The sequence below is a fragment of the Novosphingobium mangrovi genome, assembly GCF_022818885.1.
In the GTDB taxonomy this organism is placed as follows: domain Bacteria; phylum Pseudomonadota; class Alphaproteobacteria; order Sphingomonadales; family Sphingomonadaceae; genus Novosphingobium; species Novosphingobium mangrovi.
The window spans coordinates 454,579-474,116 of sequence record NZ_JALHAT010000003.1 but is presented as its reverse complement, the minus strand read 5'-3'; the positions used below and the strand labels follow the sequence as shown (position 1 = coordinate 474,116).

The window sequence follows — 19,538 nt, the reverse complement described above, 5'->3', positions numbered from 1 at the left end:
ACGGCGTCTTGTGACGGAAAAACGAGCCGTCTTCCTGGTTGAACAAAAGTAGGTCGGTGAACGTCCCTCCGACGTCGACACCCAAGCGGTAGGTCATGCTTTCCCCATCCGTTCTCTCGCCTAGCGGCGCTGTGGTTGCTGCCCGGTTCGGCGGGGCGGCGCCTCGTGCGAGAAGCCCCTTTGTCCTTGCGGGTCAGCCAGATCTGGTTGTGCGTGGATGACGCGTCGGCCTCCACGGTGTGCTCGAACAGTGAACGTGATCGCGTTTTCATGCTGCGCTTGCGGATAGAGTTATCCGCCCTGCGGCTTTTCGGCTTGGCGTGCGTCGGTCCAGGATGGCATCTGCACTAGGACGAGGCGGAACAAAGGAGACACCGACGATGCCACTCGACTTCGCCAGCTTGCGTCCCGCGACGCGCGAATTCCTTGCCCGCCGCGCCCGCGGCGAGGGCCTGCTGATCGACGGTGAATGGCGCAAGGCCGCCAGCGGTAACACCTTCGCAACGCTCGACCCGGCGACCGGCTCGGAACTGGGCCAGGTGGCCGCAGCGGGCGCGGACGACGTGAACGATGCCGTCGCCGCGGCCCGTGCCGCACAGGTCAAGTGGGCCGCCACCATCCCTGTCGAGCGTGCGCGCATCCTCTGGAAGATCGCGGACCTCCTGGAGGCCAACATCGACGAACTCGCCGAGATCGAGACGCTCGACCAGGGCAAGCCGTTGTTCGTGGGCCGCTGGGCCGAGATCCCCGGTGCCATCAACCAGTTCCGCTTCTTCGCGGGCCAGGCCATGAACATCGAAGGCAACACGATCGAGAACTCGATCAACTACCAGCCCGAAGGCAAGCAGGTGCGCAGCTGGACCGTGCGTGAGCCGGTCGGCGTGGTCGCGGCCATCGTGCCGTGGAACTCGCCGCTGGTGCTGACCGCGATGAAGCTTGCTCCGGCGCTCGCCGCGGGCTGCGCGCTCGTCCTGAAGCCCGCGGAAGATACCTCGCTCTCCGCGCTGCGTCTGGCCGAGATCATGGTCGAGGCGGGGCTGCCCGCAGGCGTTCTCAACGTGATCACCGGCCTTGGCGGCGAAACCGGCGCGACGCTGGCGCAGCACAAGGACGTGGACAAGATCGCCTTCACCGGCTCGACCGCGACGGGCCGTGCCGTGCTCGATGCGGCCAAGACCAACTTCAAGCGCGTGACGCTGGAGCTGGGCGGCAAGTCGCCCTCGATCGTCATGCCCGATGCGAACCTCGACCTCGCCATTCCGGGTGTGGCCAACGCCATCTACTTCAATGGAGGCCAGGTCTGCATCGCGGGCTCGCGCCTCTACGTGCATCGCTCGATCCACGATCAGGTCGTGGAAGGCGTGGCCAACTACGCCAAGAGCCTGAAGCTGGGCCACGGCCTTGAAGCCGACACGCAGATGGGCCCGGTCGTCTCGCTGCGCCATGCCGAACGTGTCGAGGGCTTCCTGCAGCGCGCGAAGGGCGCAGGCGCCACGATGCTGACGGGCGGTGAGCGTACCGGCGAGGCCGGCACCTTCATCACGCCGACCGTCGTCACTGACGTGACGCCCGACATGGAAATCGTCCGCGAGGAAGTCTTCGGCCCGGTTCTCGTCGCGCAGGCCTTCGACGAGCCCGAGGAAGTGATCGCGGCCGCGAACGACAGCGAATATGGTCTCGCCGCAAGCGTCTGGACCGAAGGGCTCAGCAACGCGCACCGCATGTCGAGTGAGATCAAGGCGGGCACCGTCTGGATCAACTGCCACGCGATGTACGATCCCGCGCTCGCCATCGGCGGCGTCAAGCAGTCGGGCTGGGGCCGTGACAGCGGCAAGCAGGCGCTCGAAAGCTACCTGGAGTGGAAGACGGTCTGCGCGGTCGTCTGATCACACTGCAGATTCGCGAAGGATAGGAGGGGCGCTGCGGCGCCCCTCTTTTTTTGTCCCGGGCCGAGTTCTTGATCGAGGTCACTGACACTTGGGCACAAGTCCGGGCGGACCATCAAGAATTGCGGATCAAAGCGGCCGAAATCGCGCGCATCGCACGATATTCACCGCAAGTCGGATAGTCGGGCAGTGGTGTCTAACCAGTCCGGGCACGCGGTCCATACCTGTCAGCAAGAAGCAATTAGTGGAGTCTGCTGGATATGGCTGCAGTTGAACGGTGCCAGGTAGTGATCGCGGGGGCAGGGCCGGTTGGGACGGTTCTGGCGACGCTTCTGGCTCAGGCGGGCGTCGACGTGGTCGTCCTGGAAGCGGGTAGCGAATGTGCGCAGGACCTCCGCGCCTCGACCTTCCACCCGCCCTCGCTCGAAATGCTCGACCAGATCGGCATCACCCAGATGCTCATCGACAAGGGCCTCAAGGCACCGGTCTACCACTGGCGCGACCGCCAGAGCGGCGAAGTCATCGACTTCGACCTTGCCGAGATCTCGGACGTCACCAAGTACCCGTTCCGCATCCAGTGCGAGCAGTACCACCTCTCGCAGGGACTGGCCGAGGGACTTGGCAAGTACAGCAATGCACAGGTTCGCTTCGGCAGCCGCATCGTCTCCTTCAATGACGATGGCGCAGGCGTGGACGTCTTCGTCGAGACCATGACCGGCATCGACAAGCTGCGCTGCGACTTCCTGGTTGGTGCCGATGGGGCCAACTCGATCGTGCGCAAGTGGCTGGGCGTCGAATTCGACGGCTTTACCTACCCGGAACGCTTCCTCACGCTCTCGACCGAGCTCGAGCTGGCCGATCACCTGCCCAACCTGTGCTACGTCAACTACGTTAGCGATCCGCAGGAGTGGCTCGTGCTGCTGCGCGTCCCCTCGGTGTGGCGCGTGCTGGTGCCGACCGATCCCGAGGCCGACGAGGACTACCTGCGTTCGGACGAGGTCAAGAATGGCATCTTCGACCGTCTCATCGGCGAAGGTGCAGGCAAGGACGTCAAGACCGGCCACCGCACGCTGTACCGTGTTCACCAGCGCGTTGCGAAGTCGTTCCGCGAGGGCCGCGTGATGCTGTGCGGTGATGCCTCACACCTCAACAACCCGCTTGGCGGCTTTGGCATGAACTCGGGCATTCACGATGCCTTCAACCTGTTCGAGAAGCTGATGCCGGTGATCGAGGGCAAGGCCGACATGGATGCGAACCTCTCGCTCTATGACCGCCAGCGCCGCACCGTCACGCACAGCTTCACCCAGACCCAGACCAAGGCCAACATGGCCATGATCAAGGGCGGGCAGGACGATGCGCACCAGCAGCGCCGCCAGGCGATGCTCGACATCAAGGCCGACGACGACAAGCGCCGCGCCTACATGATGCGCCAGGCCATGTACGAGAGCCTCGAACAGGCCAAGTCGATCACCTGATCCTCATTCGGGCACGGGGAAGGGGGCTTATCCACTTTCCCCGGGCCGCGCCCACAGGGCCCTTCGGGAAGAACGCGGCGCAAGACCGCACCAGAAAAAACACAACAACTCGCCACACCACGAAGGCGGGGAGAAACGTCATTCAACCCGCAGGCCTGCTACGGCCTGCAAAAGGAGTACATGAAATGGGAGACGTTCTCGGTTGGCGCAAGCTGCTGGGTGTCATCGCACCGTCCACCAACACGGTTGTCCAGCCCGACATGGAGCGCATGCGCCCTGAGGGTGTGACCAACCACTTCTCGCGCATCTACGTCGAGGATCCGCTGGCCCTCTCGAACGAGGACTTCATCGCGGGCACGACGCTGATCGCCGAAAACACCCTTGATGCGGTGCGTTCGGTCATGACCTGCAAGCCCGATTACCTCGTGCTCGGTATGTCGGCCGTGACTTTCTACGGCGGTGTCGAAGGCGCCGCGAAGTGGAAGAAGCAGGTCGAGGACTTCGCCGGTGTCGGTGCCTCGACCGGCGCGGAATCGGTGGCCGCAGCGCTCAAGGCTTACGGCAACGTCAAGACCGTCAGCTTCGTCTCGCCCTACTACCCGGTTGCGAACGCCGAAGTGCGCCGCTTCCTGGAGGAATCGGGTTTTGAGGTGAAGCGCGACGTCCCGCTGCAGTGCAAGCGCTGGACCGACATCGCCAAGGTCACGCCCGAGCGGCTCGACGAGGTCATTGCCGAACTCGATGGCGATGATGTCGATGCGATCGTCCAGGTCGGCACCAACCTCTCGATGGTCGATATCGCGGCCCAGTACGAGCAGAAGCTGTCCAAGCCCGTGATCGCGATCAACACCGCGACCTACTGGCACGGCCTGCGCGCCTGCGGGATCGACGACAAGATCGAAGGTCTCGGCCGCCTCCTCGCGGAATTCTGATCCCGTACGTGCGGCATTGACGCCATTTGTCATAGCCGCAAGGCACTCGAAAAGCGCAGAGCTCCGCGAGAAATCGCGGAGCTCTGTTCTTATTTGTTATATTGTTGACTCAAATCAACCTCGCGCGCGTCCTGTGGGCATACATACGTGAGGCGCGAGAGGCCACGGGCTCCCTGATCGGACCGTCCCGCCGCCATCCGCAGCAAGGAGGGTTTGATGTCAGCCGAAATTCCACCACCCTATACCGCGCTTCAGCGTCATCCGATGATGGCACAGGCGGACCACGACGAAGCCTCGCGCTTCAACTTCCTGACCCAGTTCAACCGCTACCTGTCGGGGGATCTGGGCAAGGGCAACTGGCTCGCCTACGAAAATCGGGTTCTGCCCGCATTCGAGGCGATCCACGGCCGGTCGCCGGAGAACCGTGAGGAAATCCGTGTCGCGATGAACCAGGATCCCTGGCACCGCACCTGGTCCGCGCTCAAGCGCAACTCGATGGAGATGCGTCAGCAGAACGGGCGCCAGATCGTCCTGCGCCAGCTCGACGAACTCGACGCGAAAGCCAAGGCGTACAATGAGGCTTCGGACCTGCTCGAACTCGATCCCTCGGTCGAACAGCCTCTCTACGTCACCTGCGTCGATATCCACTGCCAGCCCGGTAGCTACCATACTGAGGAACGCCCGGGCGACGTCGCGGTCGCGGCGAACTACGATGTCGGCCTCTTCGCCACCACTGGCGGAGCGCTTGGCAGCCTCAACGATGGTGGCGGGCAGGCCGTGGTCGGGTGGATCAAGGAAAACTGCCTCGACTGGTCGCCCGAACGGGTGCTCGACGTGGGATGTACGGTGGGGCACAACGCGGTGCCCATCGCACAAGGGTTCCCGGAGGCCGAGGTGATCGGCATCGACACCGCCGCACCTGTGCTGCGCTATGGCGCCGCACGCGCGGCCAGCCTGGGTGTATCCAACATCAAGTTCGTCCAGGCGAGCGGCGAGGACCTTTCGCGCTTTCCCGACAACCATTTCGACTGGGTGCAGACGACGATGTTCCTGCACGAGACGTCGGCCTCGGCGATGCCGCGCATCCTCTCCGAGTGCCACCGCGTGCTGAAACCGGGCGGGCTCCTGCTCCATGTCGAGCAGCCGCAGTACGGCCCCGATATGCCGCGGTTCGAGCAGTTCCTGCGCGACTGGGACGCCTACAACAACAACGAGCCCTTCTGGTCGGCCATGCATGGTGTGGACCTGAAGGCTGTGATTGAAGAGGCCGGCTTTCCGCTGGAGGAGCAGTTCGTGACCGGTGTGCGGGCAATTCCCGACAAGACGCTGTTCCCTGGTTCGCCCGATGGGGACAAGGAAGACTACGGACGTGCGGCCATCTGGAATGCATACGGGGCCTGGAAGCCGAAGGTTTCCAATGAGATCGCCAAGGAGATTTCGGCATGACGCAGGATCTGGACTGGATCGCACGTTCCGGCGCACGCGCCAAGGGTGGTCGCCCGGCCTTCTTCGACGAGATGGCCCTCGACCGCCTCTACTCGCTGACGCTCTCGCTCACGGCCGAACTGGCCGCCACGCGCGAACGTCTGGATACGGTGGAGCGGTTGCTCGAGCTGGAGGGCTCGATCGATCGCACCAAGATTGAAAGGTATGAGCCGGACCGCAAGGCCGGCGAGGAACGGGGAATTGCCATGAGGGCGTATATCGCCCGCGTCATGCGCGGCTTCCAGCAGGAAGTCGAGGCCATGGAGGAAACTGATCCGCCCGTCACCGACTGGGTGGAGAAGCTTTCCCGCCAGGACGCCGCATCGGCTTAGGGGCGGCTCCCCCTTAGACAAGGGGAAAGTCGTGATAGAAGAAGTATTGGTACTGCGCTGGGTGCACATCATCGCCATGGTCTACTGGCTGGGCGGCGAATGGGGCGTTTTCCAGACCAGCTACAATGTGTGCAACCGCAAGCTGTCTATGGACGAGCGCCGCCGCCACATGGAGACGGCCTACCGCATCGACATCCTGGCTCGCACCGGCATCATCTCGCTGCTGCCGCTGGGTCTGCACATGGGGTATATCTATGGCCTTCATCCGTTTGGCGGTGGCTACCTCACCGCGATGTGGATCTTCATCGCACTCTGGCTCGGCCTGTGCTGGAGCGCCTTCATCAAGCGTGAAACCGATGTCGGTGTGACGCTCACCAAGATCGACGAGAAGATCCGCTGGGTTCTCATCCCGCTGATCTTCGTGGTCGGCATCTCCTCGCTCCTGGGCCATGGTCCGCTCGAAGCGGGTGAGGGCATGCGCTGGTATGCGACGAAGCTGACGCTCTATGGGTTCACCTTGTGCATCGGGCTTGGCCTGCGCTGGATCATGCGCCTGTGGACGGTGCGTTTCCGTCGCCTGGCCGAAGGTCCCAACCCGGCCGAGGAAGCCGCTCTCGAGCGCGAGTTCATGTATGGCCGGATGATGGCCTACGTCTACTGGATAACGATTTCCGGCATCTGCTTCCTGGGTACGGTCAAGCCGTTCTGAAGAAAGCCGATGTTCCGATAAAGGAAATCGCAGGAGGAAAGGGCGGTCCCACAGGGATCGCCCTTTTTTCATGGCGGAGGAAGGGTTCCCAAAGTCCAATGAAAAGGGCCCCGGAAGCGCGAACTTCCGGGGCCCTTTTCCATGTCGTGTATCGGGGCGGATCAGGCCGCGCCGACGGCGCCCTTTGCGGTAAGCGCCTCGATCTTGTCGGCCGAATAGCCCAGGCTCTCGAGCACCGAGCGGCTGTCTTGGCCCGCGCCGGGGAGCGTAACCGGAGCGCCCGGACGCTTGCCGCCCATCTGCAGCGGGATGGTGGGCAGGCGGGTCTGTTCGCCGCTGTCGAGCGTCACGTCCTCAAGGCCGCCTTCGGCAAGCTGGGGATCGTCGAACATATCCTCGGGCTTGCCGATCGGGGCAAAGGGAAGGCCCGTGCCCTCAAGCATACCGACAACTTCGTCGCGGGTCATGCCCAGGAACATCTCGCGCACCTGCGGCAGGATGCGATCACGTGCCTTCACGCGCTCGTTGTTGGTGCGGATGCTCTCATCGGCCCACAGGTCGTCGAGCTGGAAGATCTTGCAGAACTTCTCCCACAGGACATCGCTGACCACGCCGATGAAGACGGGCTCGTCCTTGGTTTCGAAGACGTCGTAGATCGCCCAGGCCGAGATGCGCGCGGGCATCGGGTTGGCGGCCTTTCCGGTAACCGCGAACTGCGCCATGTGCTGGCCCACGAGGTAGATCGTGGTCTCGAACAGGCTGGCGACGACCTTCTGGCCCTTGCCGGTGCGGTGGCGTTCTTCAACGGCGGCAAGAATGCCGATCACGCCGAACATGCCGCCCGTCACGTCGACGACGCTGGAACCTGCACGCAAGGGGCGTCCCGGAGGGCCGGTCATGTAGGCAAGGCCGCCCATCATCTGCGCCACTTCGTCGAGTGCGGTGCGCTCTTCGTAAGGGCCGGGCAGGAAGCCTTTTTCCGAGCAGTAGATGATGCCCGGATTGGTCTCGGCCAGGGTCTCGTAGGAGAGGCCGAGGCGATCGAGCGCGCCGGGGCGGAAGTTCTCGACGAGGACATCGGCCTTGGCGCACAGGTCCTTGGCGACCGCGATGCCTTCCGCGCTCTTGAGGTCGAGGCAGATCGACTTCTTGCCGCGGTTGTACATCGGGAAGTAGCCCGAGCCCGAACCCAGGAGCTTGCGGGTACGGTCGCCGCCGATGGGCTCGATGCGCACGACATCGGCGCCAAGCCCGGCGAGGATGTGGCCGACCGTGGGGCCCATGACCATGTGGGTGAATTCGATGACCGTGATTCCGGCCAGCGGCGTCGGTGCGCCGCCCTGTTCAGCGCTCATCGCGCAATCCTTTCCTTGTAGTCCAGCATCGGACCTGCATCGGGCGTGAAGCCGTAAAGCGGTTCGCCCGGAAGGGCTTCTGTCAGGATCGACCGCACTTCGAGCAGTTTTTCCAGATCGATGCCGGTGTCATAGCCCATGGAATTGAGCATGAGAACGAGATCCTCGGTAACGAGGTTGCCCGAGGCGCCGGGCGCGTAGGGGCAGCCGCCCAGACCGCCGAGCGAGGAATCGATGGTGGTGATCCCTTCCTCAAGGCCCGCCAGCGCGTTGGCCAGACCCAGGCCGCGCGTGTTGTGAAGGTGCAGCGTGGTGAGCATGTCATCGCCCACCGCGGCCTTCACCTTGCGCACGAGCCGCTTGACCTGCGCGGGGTCGGCATAGCCGGTGGTGTCGGACAGGCTGAACTCCTGCCCGCCCGCTTCGGCTGCGGCAACGGCAAGGCGCACCACGGTGTCTTCGGGAACCGCGCCCTCAATGGTGCAGCCGAACGCCGTCGAGAGCCCTACTGCGAAGTGGATGCCCGCATCCTTGGCGATTTCGGCCACTTTCGCGATCTCGGCGAGCATCGCGGGGTGGTCCTTCTTGACGTTGCGGATCGAGTGCGTCTCGCTCAGCGAGAAGGGGATCGACATGCCGTGCACGCCCGCTTTGGCTGCGTTCTCCGCGCCGCGCGCGTTGGGAACGAGAGCCACGACGTTGAGGCCCTCGATGCCCTTGGCGAATTCCACCAGTTCAGGGGTGTCGGCCATCTGCGGCAGGAGCTTGGGCGGCACGAAGCTGCCGACCTCGATCTCCATGACGCCGGCGGCGGCCTCGGCCGCGATCCAGGCCTTCTTGGCTTCGAGCGGCATCACCTGCTTGATCGACTGCAGGCCGTCGCGCGGGCCCACTTCGGAAATGAGAATTTCGGTCATGCGGTCTTCTCCAGGTAGACCCAGGGACGCGCCGTGCGGTCGGCGTCGGTCCACGCCTCGATGGCGGGCAGGGCCTTCAATGTGAGGTCGATCACGTCAAGGCCTTCGAGCAGCATCGTGCGCGGCTCGTCCTCAATCGTGAAGCTGTGTGTGGCGTCCCCGGCCGTCACCGTCTGCGCGGGCAGATCGACCGTGATCTCCTGCCAGGCCAGCGCGTCGACATCGGCGCGGGGCAGGGTGATCGGGAGAACGCCGTTGCGGATGCAGTTGGCACGGAAGATCGGCGCGAAACTCTCGGCGATGACGCAGCGGATGCCGTATTCGACGAGTGCCCAGACCGCGTGCTCGCGGCTCGAGCCACAGCCGAAGTTGGCGCCGCCCAGAATCACCTGGCCGCCCTTGGCCTCGGGCATGTTGAGCTCGAAGCTCGGATCCGGGGTGCGCGCAGCTACGTCGCTGTAGCGCCAGGGTGCGAAGAGGCCTTCGGCAAGTCCGGTGCGTCCGGTGCTCTTCATCTCGCGGCTCGGGATGATCGCGTCGGTATCGACGTTGTCGCGCAGGATCGGCACGGCAACCGAGGTGAGGGTGGTGAAGGGGGTCACTGCGCGCTCTCCTTGGCCAGCTCACGCGGGTCGGCGATGACACCGGCCACGGCGCTCGCGATCACGGTTTCGGGGCTCGCGATATGGGTGCGGATGCCCGGACCCTGGCGGCCTTCGAAGTTGCGGTTGGTCGAACTGATCGTGCGGCTCCCTTCGGGGAAGCGTTCACCGCCTGCGAAGAAGCACAGCGAGCATCCGCTGGCGCGCCATTCAAAGCCTGCCTCGGTGAAGATCGTGTCCAGGCCCTCGGCTTCGGCGGCGCGCTTGACCGAGGAACTGCCCGGTACGACCATCGCCTTCTTGATCGTGTCGGCGACCTTGTGGCCTTTGACCAGGGCCGCAGCACGGCGAAGGTCGGAAAGGCGCGCGTTGGTGCACGAGCCGACAAAGGCGACGTCGATGGGCGTGCCCAGCATCGCGGCGCCAGGTGCCAGATCAATGTATTGGTGCGCGCGCTCCGGGCCCTGCGGCACCGCGCCGTCGATGGGCATCGAATGCTGCGGGCTGGTGCCCCAGCTGACCATTGGTGCGAGCGAGCCTGCGTCGATCACGATTTCGGTGTCGAAAGTCGCGCCTTCGTCGGTCGAGAGCGTCTGCCAGTAGGGATCGTCGAAGTTCGCGGGCGCATAGCGGCGTCCGGCGAGGTATTCGAAAGTCTTGGCATCAGGCGCGATGAACCCGGCCATGGCCGAGAATTCGGTCGCCATGTTGCACAAGGTCATGCGCGCTTCGATGTCGAGCGCTTCCACGGCCTCACCCGCAAACTCGACCGCATGGCCCGCGCCGCCGCCCGCACCGTGCGCGGCGATGAGGGCGAGCGCCATGTCCTTGGCGGTCACCCCCGCAGCAAGCTGGCCGGTGAAGGTGACGCGCATCGTCTTGGGCTTTTCGATGCGCAGGGTGCCAGTCGCCATGGCATGCTCGGCTTCGCTCGAGCCGATGCCCCAGGCGAGCGCGCCCAGCGCGCCTTGTGTGCAGGTGTGGCTGTCGGGCGCGACAAGGGTGACGCCGGGAAGCACGATGCCCAGTTCCGGTGAGATGACGTGAGTGATGCCCTGGTCGGGATCGTTGACGTCGAACAGGGTGATGCCTGCGGCCTTGGCGGCAGCACGGGTCTCGGTGATGAAGGCCGAGCCTCCTTCCATCAACGTGCCGTCCCCACGCCCGATGCGGGTGTCGACGATGTGGTCCATGACCGCAAAGACACGGGCCGGATCGCGGACCGGTCGGCCCGCCGCAGCCATCGACTTCAGCGCAGCCGCACCCGTGCGCTCGTGCAGGAACACGCGGTCGATGGCGACAAGTCCGGCGCCCGAGGTGCCGGTATCGATCCGGTGTGTTTCCCAGATCTTCTCGAAAAGTGTCTTTGGTCCCGTGGATGTCATCGTTGTTTTTTCGTCAGCCCGTTCGCAGATGGTCGAGGGGCAAGCGTCATGGGCTTGCCCCAGCGACCTGCCTAGACCTCTTTAGGGCGCTTCGTGCAAGTCGACGACCACCTTACCCGATGAGCGAGCAGACAGGAGACGCTCAACACCGTCATAGATCCCCGCGATCCCGTGATTGGCCGCGCTGTCGAGGTGCACCTGCAGCTTGCCATCCTCGTAAAGACGGAAGAGGCGCTCGCGTGCTTCGTCCCAATACTGGGTGAGAAGGCCGTTCATGAAACCGCGCACCGAGGCGCTCTTGTAATAGATCGAATTGGCGATGCGCGGGGCGGTGACGATCTCGGGCTTGCCTTCAAGATCCGAGGCGGCGCCTCCAACGACAAGCCGTCCGTGGTTGGCGAGGTTCGCCAGGAAGGCGTCGTGGATCGGCCCGCTGACGGTATCGACTGCGACGTTGAGCGCGTTGTGGTATTCATGGCCCAGCACTTGCGCCACATCCTCAGCCTTGTAGTCGATGACGCGGGCGGCGCCGAGCGACTTCACAAAGGCACACTTTTGGGGACCTCCGGCAACGCCCACCACATGGCACCCGCGCAGGGCGGCGAGTTGGACGAGGAAATGGCCAAGCCCCCCCGCGGCGGCCGAAATTGCGACCGTCTCGCCGTCCTTCAGTTCTCCGATGCGCTCGAGCGCGACCATCGCCGATACGCCCGTGGAGGCAAGTGCGAGGTATTCGCGCGTGACTGCAGGGGCCTTGACGAAGCCGCTCGCGGGCGCGGTGTTCTCCTCGCGGTATCCGCCGGTGAAACGCACCGAGACGGCCGCATCCCCCACCGCGAAGTCGCTGACGCCTTCGCCGACCGCCTCGACCGTGCCGATGGCCTCGACCCCGGTGAAGGTGGGCAGGGCAATCTTGACGTAGTCGACCGCATCGCGCGCGATCTGGGTGTCGAAGATGCCGTTGATGCCGCAGAAACGGTTGCGCACGCGGATCTCACCGGGGCCGGGGTCCCGGCTCGGCAGTTCGACGATATCGCAGGCTTCGCGGAAGGAGGGCGCGATCCGTGTCAGACGGATCGCGCGGTAGGTCTTCGCCGTTTCGGTCATTATTGGGCGATCTTGCCCTGCGGGAAGCCCAGGCCGCCCGGGTTGAACAGGCCCTTGGGATCGACCGTGCTCTTCACCGCGTCGAGAACGTCGAGGAAGGCTTCATCCATGCGGTCACGATAGGCATAGGAACGGCCAATCTGGAAGTGGCCTGCGCCATACTTGCGTGCGATTTCCTTCACCTTCTCGCGCGCGGCGGTGACGATGGCAGTCGCTTCGGGGTGGGCGCCCAGCTGCTTCAGGCGCTTCATGTGGTCGGGTTCGACCATTGATTCGTGGATCGGACGGTAGCCTTCGGGCCAGAAGAAGACCGGCTCGATGATGATGGCGTTGGTCGACATCGAGGAGGTCAGGAAGCCGTTGAAGATGCCGTGCTTGTCGAATGTCTCCTGCATCTCGTCAAAGTAGGCGCGGATCTCGGCAAAGGCCCTGGGCGCAGTCGAGAGCGAGAACTGGCCATGGACCGGGATCCAGCTTTCGCCCTCAGGCCCCAGGATCGAGTTGGGCGCCGGGAAGGGCATGGCGCGGATGATCTTGGCGATCGAGTTCTCGATCTCCACGCCGTCGAACTGGGCGGCAATCTCGCGGGCCCGTGCGATGTCGTGGGCCACCGCCTCCTTGCAGCGCCCTTCGGCGGTGATGTGGAGCGGGTACTCTTCCTCGGGGATGAAGTTGCGGCCGCCCATGGCGATCTTGGCCGCGGCCAGCAGGCCCTTGCCCAGCGACTTCTCCTTGGAGATGACCTTGCCCAGTGTCTTCACGTCGCTCGCCATCGACATGCGCTTCATGCGCACCTTGGTGAGGCCCGGGTCAAAGCCACAGCTTTCCGCAGCTAGCCCCTCGCGGGCCATTTCGCCCAGCGCCTCGAGCATGGCCGGGCCGCTCTTGAAGGAGAACGAGGCGGACTGCTCGAAGGCGGGCTGGCGGATGAGGCGCAGGGTGATCTCGGCCTTGAGCCCCAGCGTGCCGGAATCGCCGCAGAAGAGGCCCGCGATGTCCGGGCCGAAGTGACGATAGAAGGGAGTGTCGCCATCCGGTCCGCGCGCGCCGGTGCGCAGGATGCGCCCGTCGGCCAGCACCATGGTCAGCGCAATGACGCTCTCGCTGGTGGTGCCGTAGTGGCCCGCACCGAACATGGCGTTGAGCATCGAGAGGCCGCCACCGATGGTGGAGTAGATCCCCGACATCGGGCCCCAGAAGGGGGTGCGCAGGCCCTTCTCCTTGAGCGCCTCGTTCAGTTCGCGCCAGGAGCATCCGGCCTGGACGGTCACGGTCATGTCCTCGGGGCTGATATCCAGCACCTTGTTCATGCGTGTGGTGTCGATGGTGACCGTGTCGTTGGTCGCCGGGATGTAGGCTTCGGTGTAGCTCATGCCTGCACCGCGCGGAGCAAGGGCGACACCGGCCTCGTTTGCAGCGGCGACCACGGCCGCGAGTTCCTCGGTCGTTGCCGGGGCGACGATCAGCATCGCAACGTGATCGGAGGCAATCCACACGTCCTCGCTGAAGAGACGCAGGCGCGCCTCATCGGAGGTCACGTGGGCCGCACCGACGATGCCTTCGAGCTTGGCACGAAGGTCACTCGGACACGGAGCAATGGAAGCAGGGGCAGCCGGGGCGGCGATATCGGACATGGTGTGTTTCCCGTGAGTGAGGCCGCGCGCGAGGCGTGCGGCCGGGGATTACGAAAGAAGCGAGATGAGGGCGCTGCACATCAGGCCGGTTCGCGGCTCAGCGCGAGTTTGGCCGCCGCCTCTCCGGCAAGGCGCCCGAAGGTCACGGCCGTCGCCAGCCCCATGGCAGGGAGGTAGCCCCAGTGCGCAGGGCCTGAAACGGACCGCGCGGCACCGCCACCTGCAAAGAGGTTGGGAAGCCTCGTCCCATCGGGACGCAGCACCTGCGCGTTGCCATCGATCTGGAGGCCACCCTGGGTGTGGAAGATGGCGCCCACTACCTTCAGCGCGCGGAAGCGCGGGGCAGGGGGGAGGTCACCGTCCCACACGCGGCCGAAGCTGTCGGCCTCGCCTGCGGCTTGCGCTGCGCGCGCATCGGCCAGTGTTGCGGCAAGCGCCTGCGCCGGAAGACCGAGCACCTGCGCCATTTCCTCTTCGCTGTCGGCAAAGCGCGGGGCGTTGAGCTTGTTGAGCTCGATGATCTCGGGGATGTAGTCGACGTCCTTCTCGATGCGGTCGTCGTAGATCACCCAGACGTAGTCGCCCGGTTGCTGCAGCACGGGGTGCACCATGCCGGCAATATCGTCGGTCTCGTTGGTGAAGCGCTTGCCCTCGATGTTGACGAGGATACCACCGGCAATCGGAACGCCCGGCGGGACCGGCATGCCCTGCGGCTCGGTCAGCATGGCGTAGCCCTGGTAGGAGGCCATGTCGCCAAGCGCTGCGCCAACCTTGCCGCCAACTGCAATGCCTGTGCCCTGGCTGCCCTCATGGCCGTTGTTGCGGGCCTCAGCCATCTCGGGCATGTTGGCCGCAACCATCGTATGGTTCGCCGCAAAGCCGCCGCAAGCAAGGATCAGGGTGTCGCAGCCAACCGCTTCGTGCGAGCCGTCGGGGCGCGCGATAGTGACGCCCGTGATACGGCCATCTGCATCGGCATGGACATCGACCAGCTTTGCCTCGGTCATGACATCGACGCCGTTGTCGTCGAGGCGGCGGTGGAGCAGGTCGACCATGTCCTGGCCGCCGTGCCCGCGCCAGCCGTGCACGCGGTAGGTGCTGTTGCCGTAGGCGGGGCGAAAGCCCGTATCGAGCTCCCAGGGCATGTCGAGTTCCTCGACCATCCAGTCGACCGTAGGCCCCGCATGATCGGCGATGGCGCGGGCCAGGACCGGGTCGGTCTGACCCTTGGTCTTGGCCATGATGTCATCGAAATAGGTGTGCGCGCTGTCCTCGATGCCGTGCGCGGCCTGGGCCTTGGTGCCCGCCGCGCAGATGAGGCCCTGCGACATGCCGGTGGAGCCCATCGGGCGCTCGTCCTGCTCGATCAGCAGGACTTCGGCCCCGGCTTTCGCGGCGGCAAGAGCGGCAATGCAGCCGCAGGCGCCGCCGCCCACCACCAGCACGGGAACGGTGAATTCGAAGGTCTCGCTCATGGTGCGATCACGCCTCTCGTGCGAGTTCTTCGCCGACATCACCCGAGGCGACATCGTCATCCAGAACAGCGGCTTCGTTCTCCTGCTGTACGATGCGCAGGATGCGGGCGATGTATTCCTGGTTCCACATCTGCCGCTGGGCCGAAGCTTCCCGGGTGGGTTCGAAAGCGTCGATCTCGCCATCCTCGAGGATGCCCTTTTCGCGCAGCAAACGCTCGAGCGTATCGTTGCGCTGGCGGGCCACCGCCAGCTCCTGCGCCACAGCCATGGTGATCGCGAGGACCTTCTCGACCTGGGGTTCGAGGAAGTAGGGACGCTTGCCGGCGGGCTTGGCGCCGGCTCCGTTCAGGGCGTCGGAAAAGCTCATGCCACGGCTCCGATCACGTGCCAGGCCGCCTTGCGGCCATAGTCTTCGGTGTCATCTTCTTCCGCATCAGGGAACAGCTCGCGGTCGACCACGCCGTAGACGCCGCCATGGATCAGGCTGTCCTTTGCAAAGCCGGCATCGACCATGGCTTCGTCGAGGTCCATCTCGTGCATGCGCGACCAGAAGGGTTCGTTGTTGTAGAAGGCATCCCAATCGCGCATCGCCTGCTCGAAGAGCGGCATTTCGGGCGCGTACTGCGGCTGCTCGACGTGCAGCACGATGCCGCCGGGCTTGAGCAGGCGGCGGGTCTCGCGGAAAATGTTGCGCAGCGCAGTGGTCGACAGTTCGTGGAGGAACATCGTCGTCTGGATCCAGTCGAAGCTGGCGTCCTCGAAGCGCGACAGGTCCTCGCCGCTCGCCTGCACGAAGGAGACGTTGTCGACGCCCAGCGACTTGGCGCGGGCCAGGCCGTAGCGCAGCACCGGCGCCCCCAGATCGACGATGGTCATCTCGGCCTCAGGATAGGCCTGCGCCAGGGGCAGGCTGGAGTGGCCGACCGTGCCGCCGATCTCCAAGATCTTCTTCGGAGCGAAGTCGGGCAGGTTCTTCTTCACCCAGTTGACCACCGCCATGCCGCCACCGTCGGAATATTTGCCGAGGAGGCCGCTGGTGGTGACGAACCCGGCGTGATCGTAGTTCGCGCCGTTGGTGACGTCGCCCTCGAAGTACTCGGTGTGGTAACTCCCGGGCATGCAGTGATGGTCGACCGCCGAGACGTAGCGCGGGATCTCCACCGTGGGATCGAGCTGCAGACGCGGATCGCCCTCGGTCAGGTCCGCCGTGATAGCGGCAAGGCGCTCGGCCTGGCGCAGCGATGTCCAGCGTCCGGCTTGCTGGCGCTGTTCCATCGTCATGCGGCGCAGCGCGGACCAAGTCTGGAAGGCCGGGTCCTTGAGTAGCGCCTTGCGTGCCTCGTGACGGTTGGCGAGTGGTCGGCCGTTCTTGGCCTCGAACTTCGGCGCCACGCGGCTGTCGAAGGCCGCCTTGACGCCCGGGACAACGCGCGCGGCGAGATGCCGGTTCATCTGCGCGAGGAAGTTCACGCGCTCGATCTCGTCGTGGTTGGTCTCTGGGAATACCGCATGGCGACCAATTACCCGGTAGTCGGGTGGGCCGTCATAGGCGGCGCTAGGATCATTTGCAGGTGGAGTTGTACGCGACGTCTTCACGGCCTACCTCATTTGTTATAGCCTTATGCTATATTGTCGTTACAAGAGACGCAAGAGCCGAAGCCGATGTGCCGAGGCGACATGCAAGACCAAGGGGAAACCGGATGATCATTTTCGCCGTATTCAACCTGAAATCGGGTGTCTCGGTGGAGGAATACGAAGCTTGGGCGCGGGAAACCGACCTTCCCACCGCCAATTCCCTCAAGTCGATCGACAGCTTTCGCGTGTACCGATCAACCTCGGTTCTGGGCTCGGATGAAAAGCCGCCCTTCGGATATATCGAAGTTCTCGACGTCAACGACATGGAGCAGTTCGCCGCCGACGCGCAGAGCGAAATCATGCAGGAGGTTGCCGCCACCTTCCAGGGCATGGTCGATGTCACCTTCGTGATGACCGAGGAGCTGGTGGCATGAGGTTTGCCGGCAAGGTCGCCGTTGTTACCGGCTCGGGCCGCGAGGGTGGTCTGGGCGAAGCGATTGCCCGTCGTCTGTCGGAAGAGGGCGCCAAGGTCGTCATCTCGGACATCGGCACCTCGCGCGATGCCTCGACGCCCGACGCCATGATCGGCAGCACGGACGAGATGAAGCGCATTGCCGACGCCATGCCGAGCGAGGCTACGACCTTCGCCTGCGACGTGCGTGATCCCGCACAGGTCGAGGCGCTGGCCGATCACGCAGTCGAGACCTTCGGCTCACTTGATATCTGGGTGAACAACGCTGGCATCGGCTACATCATGAAGCCGCTGGTCGACGTGTCCGTGGACGACTGGCGCGCGGTGATCGACGTCAATCTCAATGGCGCCTGGTTCGGCCTTCAGGCCGCGGCCAAGCGCATGATTGCAGCTGGCAAGGGCGGGCGTATCATCAACGTCGCCAGCCAGGCCGCAAAGTCGGGCTTTCCCCATGCCCAGGCGTACAGCTCGTCCAAGCACGCTCTGGTCGGCCTTGTCCGTTCGGCCTCGATCGAGCTTGGCCCGGAAGGCATCACCGTCAACAACGTGTGCCCGAACCACGTCACCACGGGCCTTGGCAAATGGCAGAATGAGCACTTTGCCGAGGTGCAGGGGATCAGCGTCGAGGAGTACCTCAAGCGCATGGCTGCGCGTATTCCGATGGGCCGTCCGGGCCTGCCGCAGGATACTGCGTCGGCCATCGCCTTCCTGTGCTCGGACGAGGCGATCTACATCACCGGCGAGAGCATGAACGTCTCGGGCGGCGAGGAGCCGCACTGAGATGACTACCGGGGCCAAGCAGACCGAAAATCCCGCGCACGTCCTTATCGATCATGCGCTGGCGCTCGAGTGGGAAACCATCCCGGCCGACGCGCAGGAGCGGGCGCGGACCTTCCTGCACGACAGTCTGGCCGTAGGCATTGCAGGCCGCAACGCAGCCCATGCCGATGGCGTCTTTGCCATGGCGCAGGGCTGGGGAGAGGGCGGCGCGGCCTCGGTGCTGGGACGCCCCGGTGTCCGATTGCCTGCAGCGTCGGCGGCCTTCGTCAATGGCTTCCAGATCCATGGGCAGGAATACGACTGCGTCCATGAACCGGCCGTGCTGCACCCAATGGCGACCGCTCTGGCCGCGCTTCTGGCCGAGGCCGAGCGCGGTGATCCGGTGCGCGCCGAGGACTTTCTCGCGGCGATTGTCGCCGCGGTCGATGTCTCGGTGACCATCGGGATCGCGGCGCCCGATGCGCTCACCTTCTTCCGCCCGGCGACCGCGGGAATCTTCGGCTGCGTGGCGGGTATCGCGCGGATGCGCCGTATGTCCCGCGACGAGGCACTCGATGCCTTCGGCCATGCACTGGCGTTGACCTCGGGCACGATGCAGGCGCATGTCGAGGGCAAGCCCGCGCTGCCGGTGCAGGTCGCCAATGCGGCACGCAATGCGCTCGTTGCGGTGGACCTCGCGCGCGCGGGAATGCCTGGCGTTGCCCATCCACTCGACGGCCCCTTTGGCTATTTCGCGCTGATGGAAAAGCGCGAGGCGCTTGCGCCCGCGCTCGCCAGGCTGGGGCAGGGGCACCGCATCACCGAGGTGAGCTGGAAGCCGTTCCCGACCGGACGGGCCGGGCATGGCGGGATCGTTGCCGTGCAGGACCTGATGGCCGGGCAGGGCCTCTCCGCCGCCAACCTGAAGAGCCTCGAATACCATGCGCCTCCGCTCATCCATCGCCTTGTCGGGCGACCGGCCAAAGCGGACATGGAGCCGGGCTACGCACGGCTGTGCATGCAGTACCTTGCGGCCGTGACCTTGCTGCGCGGCAAGGTGGCGCTGGGTGATTTCCAGCGCGCCTCGCTCGACGATCCTGAAGTTCATGCCCTTGCGGGAAAGATCACGGTGATCGCCAACGACAATCCCGACATGGCCGCCTTTGCCCCGGCGCGGGCCATTGCCCGCACCGCCGACGGCCGCACGCTGGTACAGGATGTTGAGGCCCAGTTCGGTTCGCCCCAATGGCCGCTCTCGCGCGAGCAGCACATGGAGAAGGCGCAAGGCTGCCTCGACTTTGCAGGGTTGGGTAACTTCCATGCCGCCCTTGCCGACGCCATCGACACCTTCGCCGCGGCGCCCGACGCCATGGCCACCCTTCGCGCCACGGGCGTGATGGGCTGAGCCCTCTCTTCCTCTCTATCCCAAAGCAGGACA

General features: G+C 64.8%; 18 protein-coding genes. 9 read left to right on the top strand and 9 right to left on the bottom strand.

Annotated features, from left to right (window positions below):
- Positions 1-380: 380 nt before the first annotated feature.
- From MTR65_RS04525 to MTR65_RS04500, 6 genes are all read left to right on the top strand, one after another.
- Positions 381-1,886, top strand: coding sequence for an aldehyde dehydrogenase family protein (locus MTR65_RS04525; RefSeq protein ID WP_243797503.1), 1,506 nt, complete (start codon positions 381-383; stop codon positions 1,884-1,886).
- A 260-nt stretch (positions 1,887-2,146) separates the two neighbouring features.
- Complete coding sequence (locus MTR65_RS04520) at positions 2,147-3,361, top strand: FAD-dependent oxidoreductase (protein ID WP_243797500.1); 1,215 nt, start codon at positions 2,147-2,149, stop codon at positions 3,359-3,361.
- Positions 3,362-3,546: 185 nt separating this feature from the next.
- Positions 3,547-4,293 (top strand): maleate cis-trans isomerase family protein, encoded by a 747-nt coding sequence (locus MTR65_RS04515; RefSeq protein WP_039393577.1) that lies wholly within the window; start codon positions 3,547-3,549, stop codon positions 4,291-4,293.
- Between the two features lie 216 nt (positions 4,294-4,509).
- Positions 4,510-5,739 carry a class I SAM-dependent methyltransferase gene (locus tag MTR65_RS04510; protein WP_243797498.1) on the top strand — a complete coding sequence of 410 codons (1,230 nt, stop codon included), beginning with the start codon at positions 4,510-4,512 and terminating at the stop codon, positions 5,737-5,739.
- Positions 5,736-6,110: a hypothetical protein gene (locus MTR65_RS04505; protein ID WP_226635318.1), complete on the top strand. Its 375-nt coding sequence runs from the start codon at positions 5,736-5,738 to the stop codon at positions 6,108-6,110. Before MTR65_RS04510 ends, MTR65_RS04505 begins: the two co-directional genes overlap by 4 nt.
- A 31-nt stretch (positions 6,111-6,141) precedes the next feature.
- Complete coding sequence (locus tag MTR65_RS04500; RefSeq protein WP_243797495.1) at positions 6,142-6,819, top strand: hypothetical protein; 678 nt, start codon at positions 6,142-6,144, stop codon at positions 6,817-6,819.
- Positions 6,820-6,980: 161 nt separating this feature from the next.
- Here MTR65_RS04500 and MTR65_RS04495 read toward each other — a convergent pair whose 3' ends face one another.
- The 9 genes from MTR65_RS04495 to MTR65_RS20230 all read right to left on the bottom strand — a co-directional run bounded on the left by MTR65_RS04495 (position 6,981) and on the right by MTR65_RS20230 (position 16,890).
- On the bottom strand, positions 6,981-8,174 hold the full coding sequence (locus MTR65_RS04495; protein WP_243797493.1) for a CaiB/BaiF CoA transferase family protein: 1,194 nt from the start codon (positions 8,172-8,174) through the stop codon (positions 6,981-6,983).
- The gene (locus MTR65_RS04490; RefSeq protein ID WP_243797490.1) at positions 8,171-9,091 is read right to left on the bottom strand and encodes a hydroxymethylglutaryl-CoA lyase; all 921 of its coding nucleotides are present in this window, start codon (positions 9,089-9,091) and stop codon (positions 8,171-8,173) included. Before MTR65_RS04490 ends, MTR65_RS04495 begins: the two co-directional genes overlap by 4 nt.
- A complete protein-coding gene (gene leuD, locus MTR65_RS04485) occupies positions 9,088-9,693 on the bottom strand; it encodes a 3-isopropylmalate dehydratase small subunit (RefSeq protein ID WP_243797488.1) in 606 nt (201 codons plus the stop codon). Before leuD ends, MTR65_RS04490 begins: the two co-directional genes overlap by 4 nt.
- Positions 9,690-11,078 (bottom strand): 3-isopropylmalate dehydratase large subunit, encoded by a 1,389-nt coding sequence (locus tag MTR65_RS04480; RefSeq protein WP_243797485.1) that lies wholly within the window; start codon positions 11,076-11,078, stop codon positions 9,690-9,692. The genes leuD and MTR65_RS04480 overlap by 4 nt, the downstream gene beginning before the upstream one ends.
- A gap of 81 nt (positions 11,079-11,159) precedes the next feature.
- Positions 11,160-12,185: a zinc-binding dehydrogenase gene (locus MTR65_RS04475; RefSeq protein ID WP_243797482.1), complete on the bottom strand. Its 1,026-nt coding sequence runs from the start codon at positions 12,183-12,185 to the stop codon at positions 11,160-11,162.
- Positions 12,185-13,819: an FAD-binding oxidoreductase gene (locus MTR65_RS04470; protein ID WP_243797480.1), complete on the bottom strand. Its 1,635-nt coding sequence runs from the start codon at positions 13,817-13,819 to the stop codon at positions 12,185-12,187. The genes MTR65_RS04475 and MTR65_RS04470 overlap by 1 nt, the downstream gene beginning before the upstream one ends.
- Positions 13,820-13,899: 80 nt before the next feature.
- Entirely contained in the window at positions 13,900-15,294 is a 1,395-nt protein-coding gene (locus MTR65_RS04465; protein WP_243797477.1) for an FAD-dependent oxidoreductase, read from the bottom strand.
- 7 nt (positions 15,295-15,301) lie between these two features.
- Positions 15,302-15,661 (bottom strand): hypothetical protein, encoded by a 360-nt coding sequence (locus tag MTR65_RS04460; protein ID WP_243797474.1) that lies wholly within the window; start codon positions 15,659-15,661, stop codon positions 15,302-15,304.
- Positions 15,658-16,890, bottom strand: coding sequence for a class I SAM-dependent methyltransferase (locus tag MTR65_RS20230; RefSeq protein WP_243797472.1), 1,233 nt, complete (start codon positions 16,888-16,890; stop codon positions 15,658-15,660). The genes MTR65_RS04460 and MTR65_RS20230 overlap by 4 nt, the downstream gene beginning before the upstream one ends.
- Positions 16,891-16,994: 104 nt before the next feature.
- On the opposite strand from MTR65_RS20230, the gene MTR65_RS04450 reads away from it, so the two are divergent.
- Genes MTR65_RS04450 through MTR65_RS04440 form a run of 3 tightly spaced genes read left to right on the top strand, consistent with a single transcriptional unit; the run spans position 16,995 to position 19,505 of the window.
- The gene (locus MTR65_RS04450; protein ID WP_243797469.1) at positions 16,995-17,303 is read left to right on the top strand and encodes an REDY-like protein HapK; all 309 of its coding nucleotides are present in this window, start codon (positions 16,995-16,997) and stop codon (positions 17,301-17,303) included.
- Positions 17,300-18,121, top strand: coding sequence for an SDR family NAD(P)-dependent oxidoreductase (locus tag MTR65_RS04445; RefSeq protein ID WP_243797467.1), 822 nt, complete (start codon positions 17,300-17,302; stop codon positions 18,119-18,121). Before MTR65_RS04450 ends, MTR65_RS04445 begins: the two co-directional genes overlap by 4 nt.
- 1 nt (position 18,122) lies before the next feature.
- Complete coding sequence (locus MTR65_RS04440; RefSeq protein ID WP_243797465.1) at positions 18,123-19,505, top strand: MmgE/PrpD family protein; 1,383 nt, start codon at positions 18,123-18,125, stop codon at positions 19,503-19,505.
- Positions 19,506-19,538 lie beyond the last annotated feature (33 nt).

What these genes read in the sequence shown, in the direction of transcription:
- MTR65_RS04465 (WP_243797477.1), bottom strand. Translation starts at nt 15,294, where the DNA reads ATGAGCGAGACCTTCGAATTCACCGTTCCCGTGCTGGTGGTGGGCGGC.
- MTR65_RS04460 (WP_243797474.1), bottom strand. Translation starts at nt 15,661, where the DNA reads ATGAGCTTTTCCGACGCCCTGAACGGAGCCGGCGCCAAGCCCGCCGGC.
- MTR65_RS04525 (WP_243797503.1), top strand. Translation starts at nt 381, where the DNA reads ATGCCACTCGACTTCGCCAGCTTGCGTCCCGCGACGCGCGAATTCCTT.
- MTR65_RS04490 (WP_243797490.1), bottom strand. Translation starts at nt 9,091, where the DNA reads ATGACCGAAATTCTCATTTCCGAAGTGGGCCCGCGCGACGGCCTGCAG.
- MTR65_RS04520 (WP_243797500.1), top strand. Translation starts at nt 2,147, where the DNA reads ATGGCTGCAGTTGAACGGTGCCAGGTAGTGATCGCGGGGGCAGGGCCG.
- MTR65_RS04450 (WP_243797469.1), top strand. Translation starts at nt 16,995, where the DNA reads ATGATCATTTTCGCCGTATTCAACCTGAAATCGGGTGTCTCGGTGGAG.
- MTR65_RS04495 (WP_243797493.1), bottom strand. Translation starts at nt 8,174, where the DNA reads ATGAGCGCTGAACAGGGCGGCGCACCGACGCCGCTGGCCGGAATCACG.
- MTR65_RS04440 (WP_243797465.1), top strand. Translation starts at nt 18,123, where the DNA reads ATGACTACCGGGGCCAAGCAGACCGAAAATCCCGCGCACGTCCTTATC.
- MTR65_RS04505 (WP_226635318.1), top strand. Translation starts at nt 5,736, where the DNA reads ATGACGCAGGATCTGGACTGGATCGCACGTTCCGGCGCACGCGCCAAG.
- MTR65_RS04515 (WP_039393577.1), top strand. Translation starts at nt 3,547, where the DNA reads ATGGGAGACGTTCTCGGTTGGCGCAAGCTGCTGGGTGTCATCGCACCG.
- MTR65_RS04510 (WP_243797498.1), top strand. Translation starts at nt 4,510, where the DNA reads ATGTCAGCCGAAATTCCACCACCCTATACCGCGCTTCAGCGTCATCCG.
- MTR65_RS04445 (WP_243797467.1), top strand. Translation starts at nt 17,300, where the DNA reads ATGAGGTTTGCCGGCAAGGTCGCCGTTGTTACCGGCTCGGGCCGCGAG.
- MTR65_RS04480 (WP_243797485.1), bottom strand. Translation starts at nt 11,078, where the DNA reads ATGACATCCACGGGACCAAAGACACTTTTCGAGAAGATCTGGGAAACA.
- MTR65_RS04470 (WP_243797480.1), bottom strand. Translation starts at nt 13,819, where the DNA reads ATGTCCGATATCGCCGCCCCGGCTGCCCCTGCTTCCATTGCTCCGTGT.
- MTR65_RS04475 (WP_243797482.1), bottom strand. Translation starts at nt 12,185, where the DNA reads ATGACCGAAACGGCGAAGACCTACCGCGCGATCCGTCTGACACGGATC.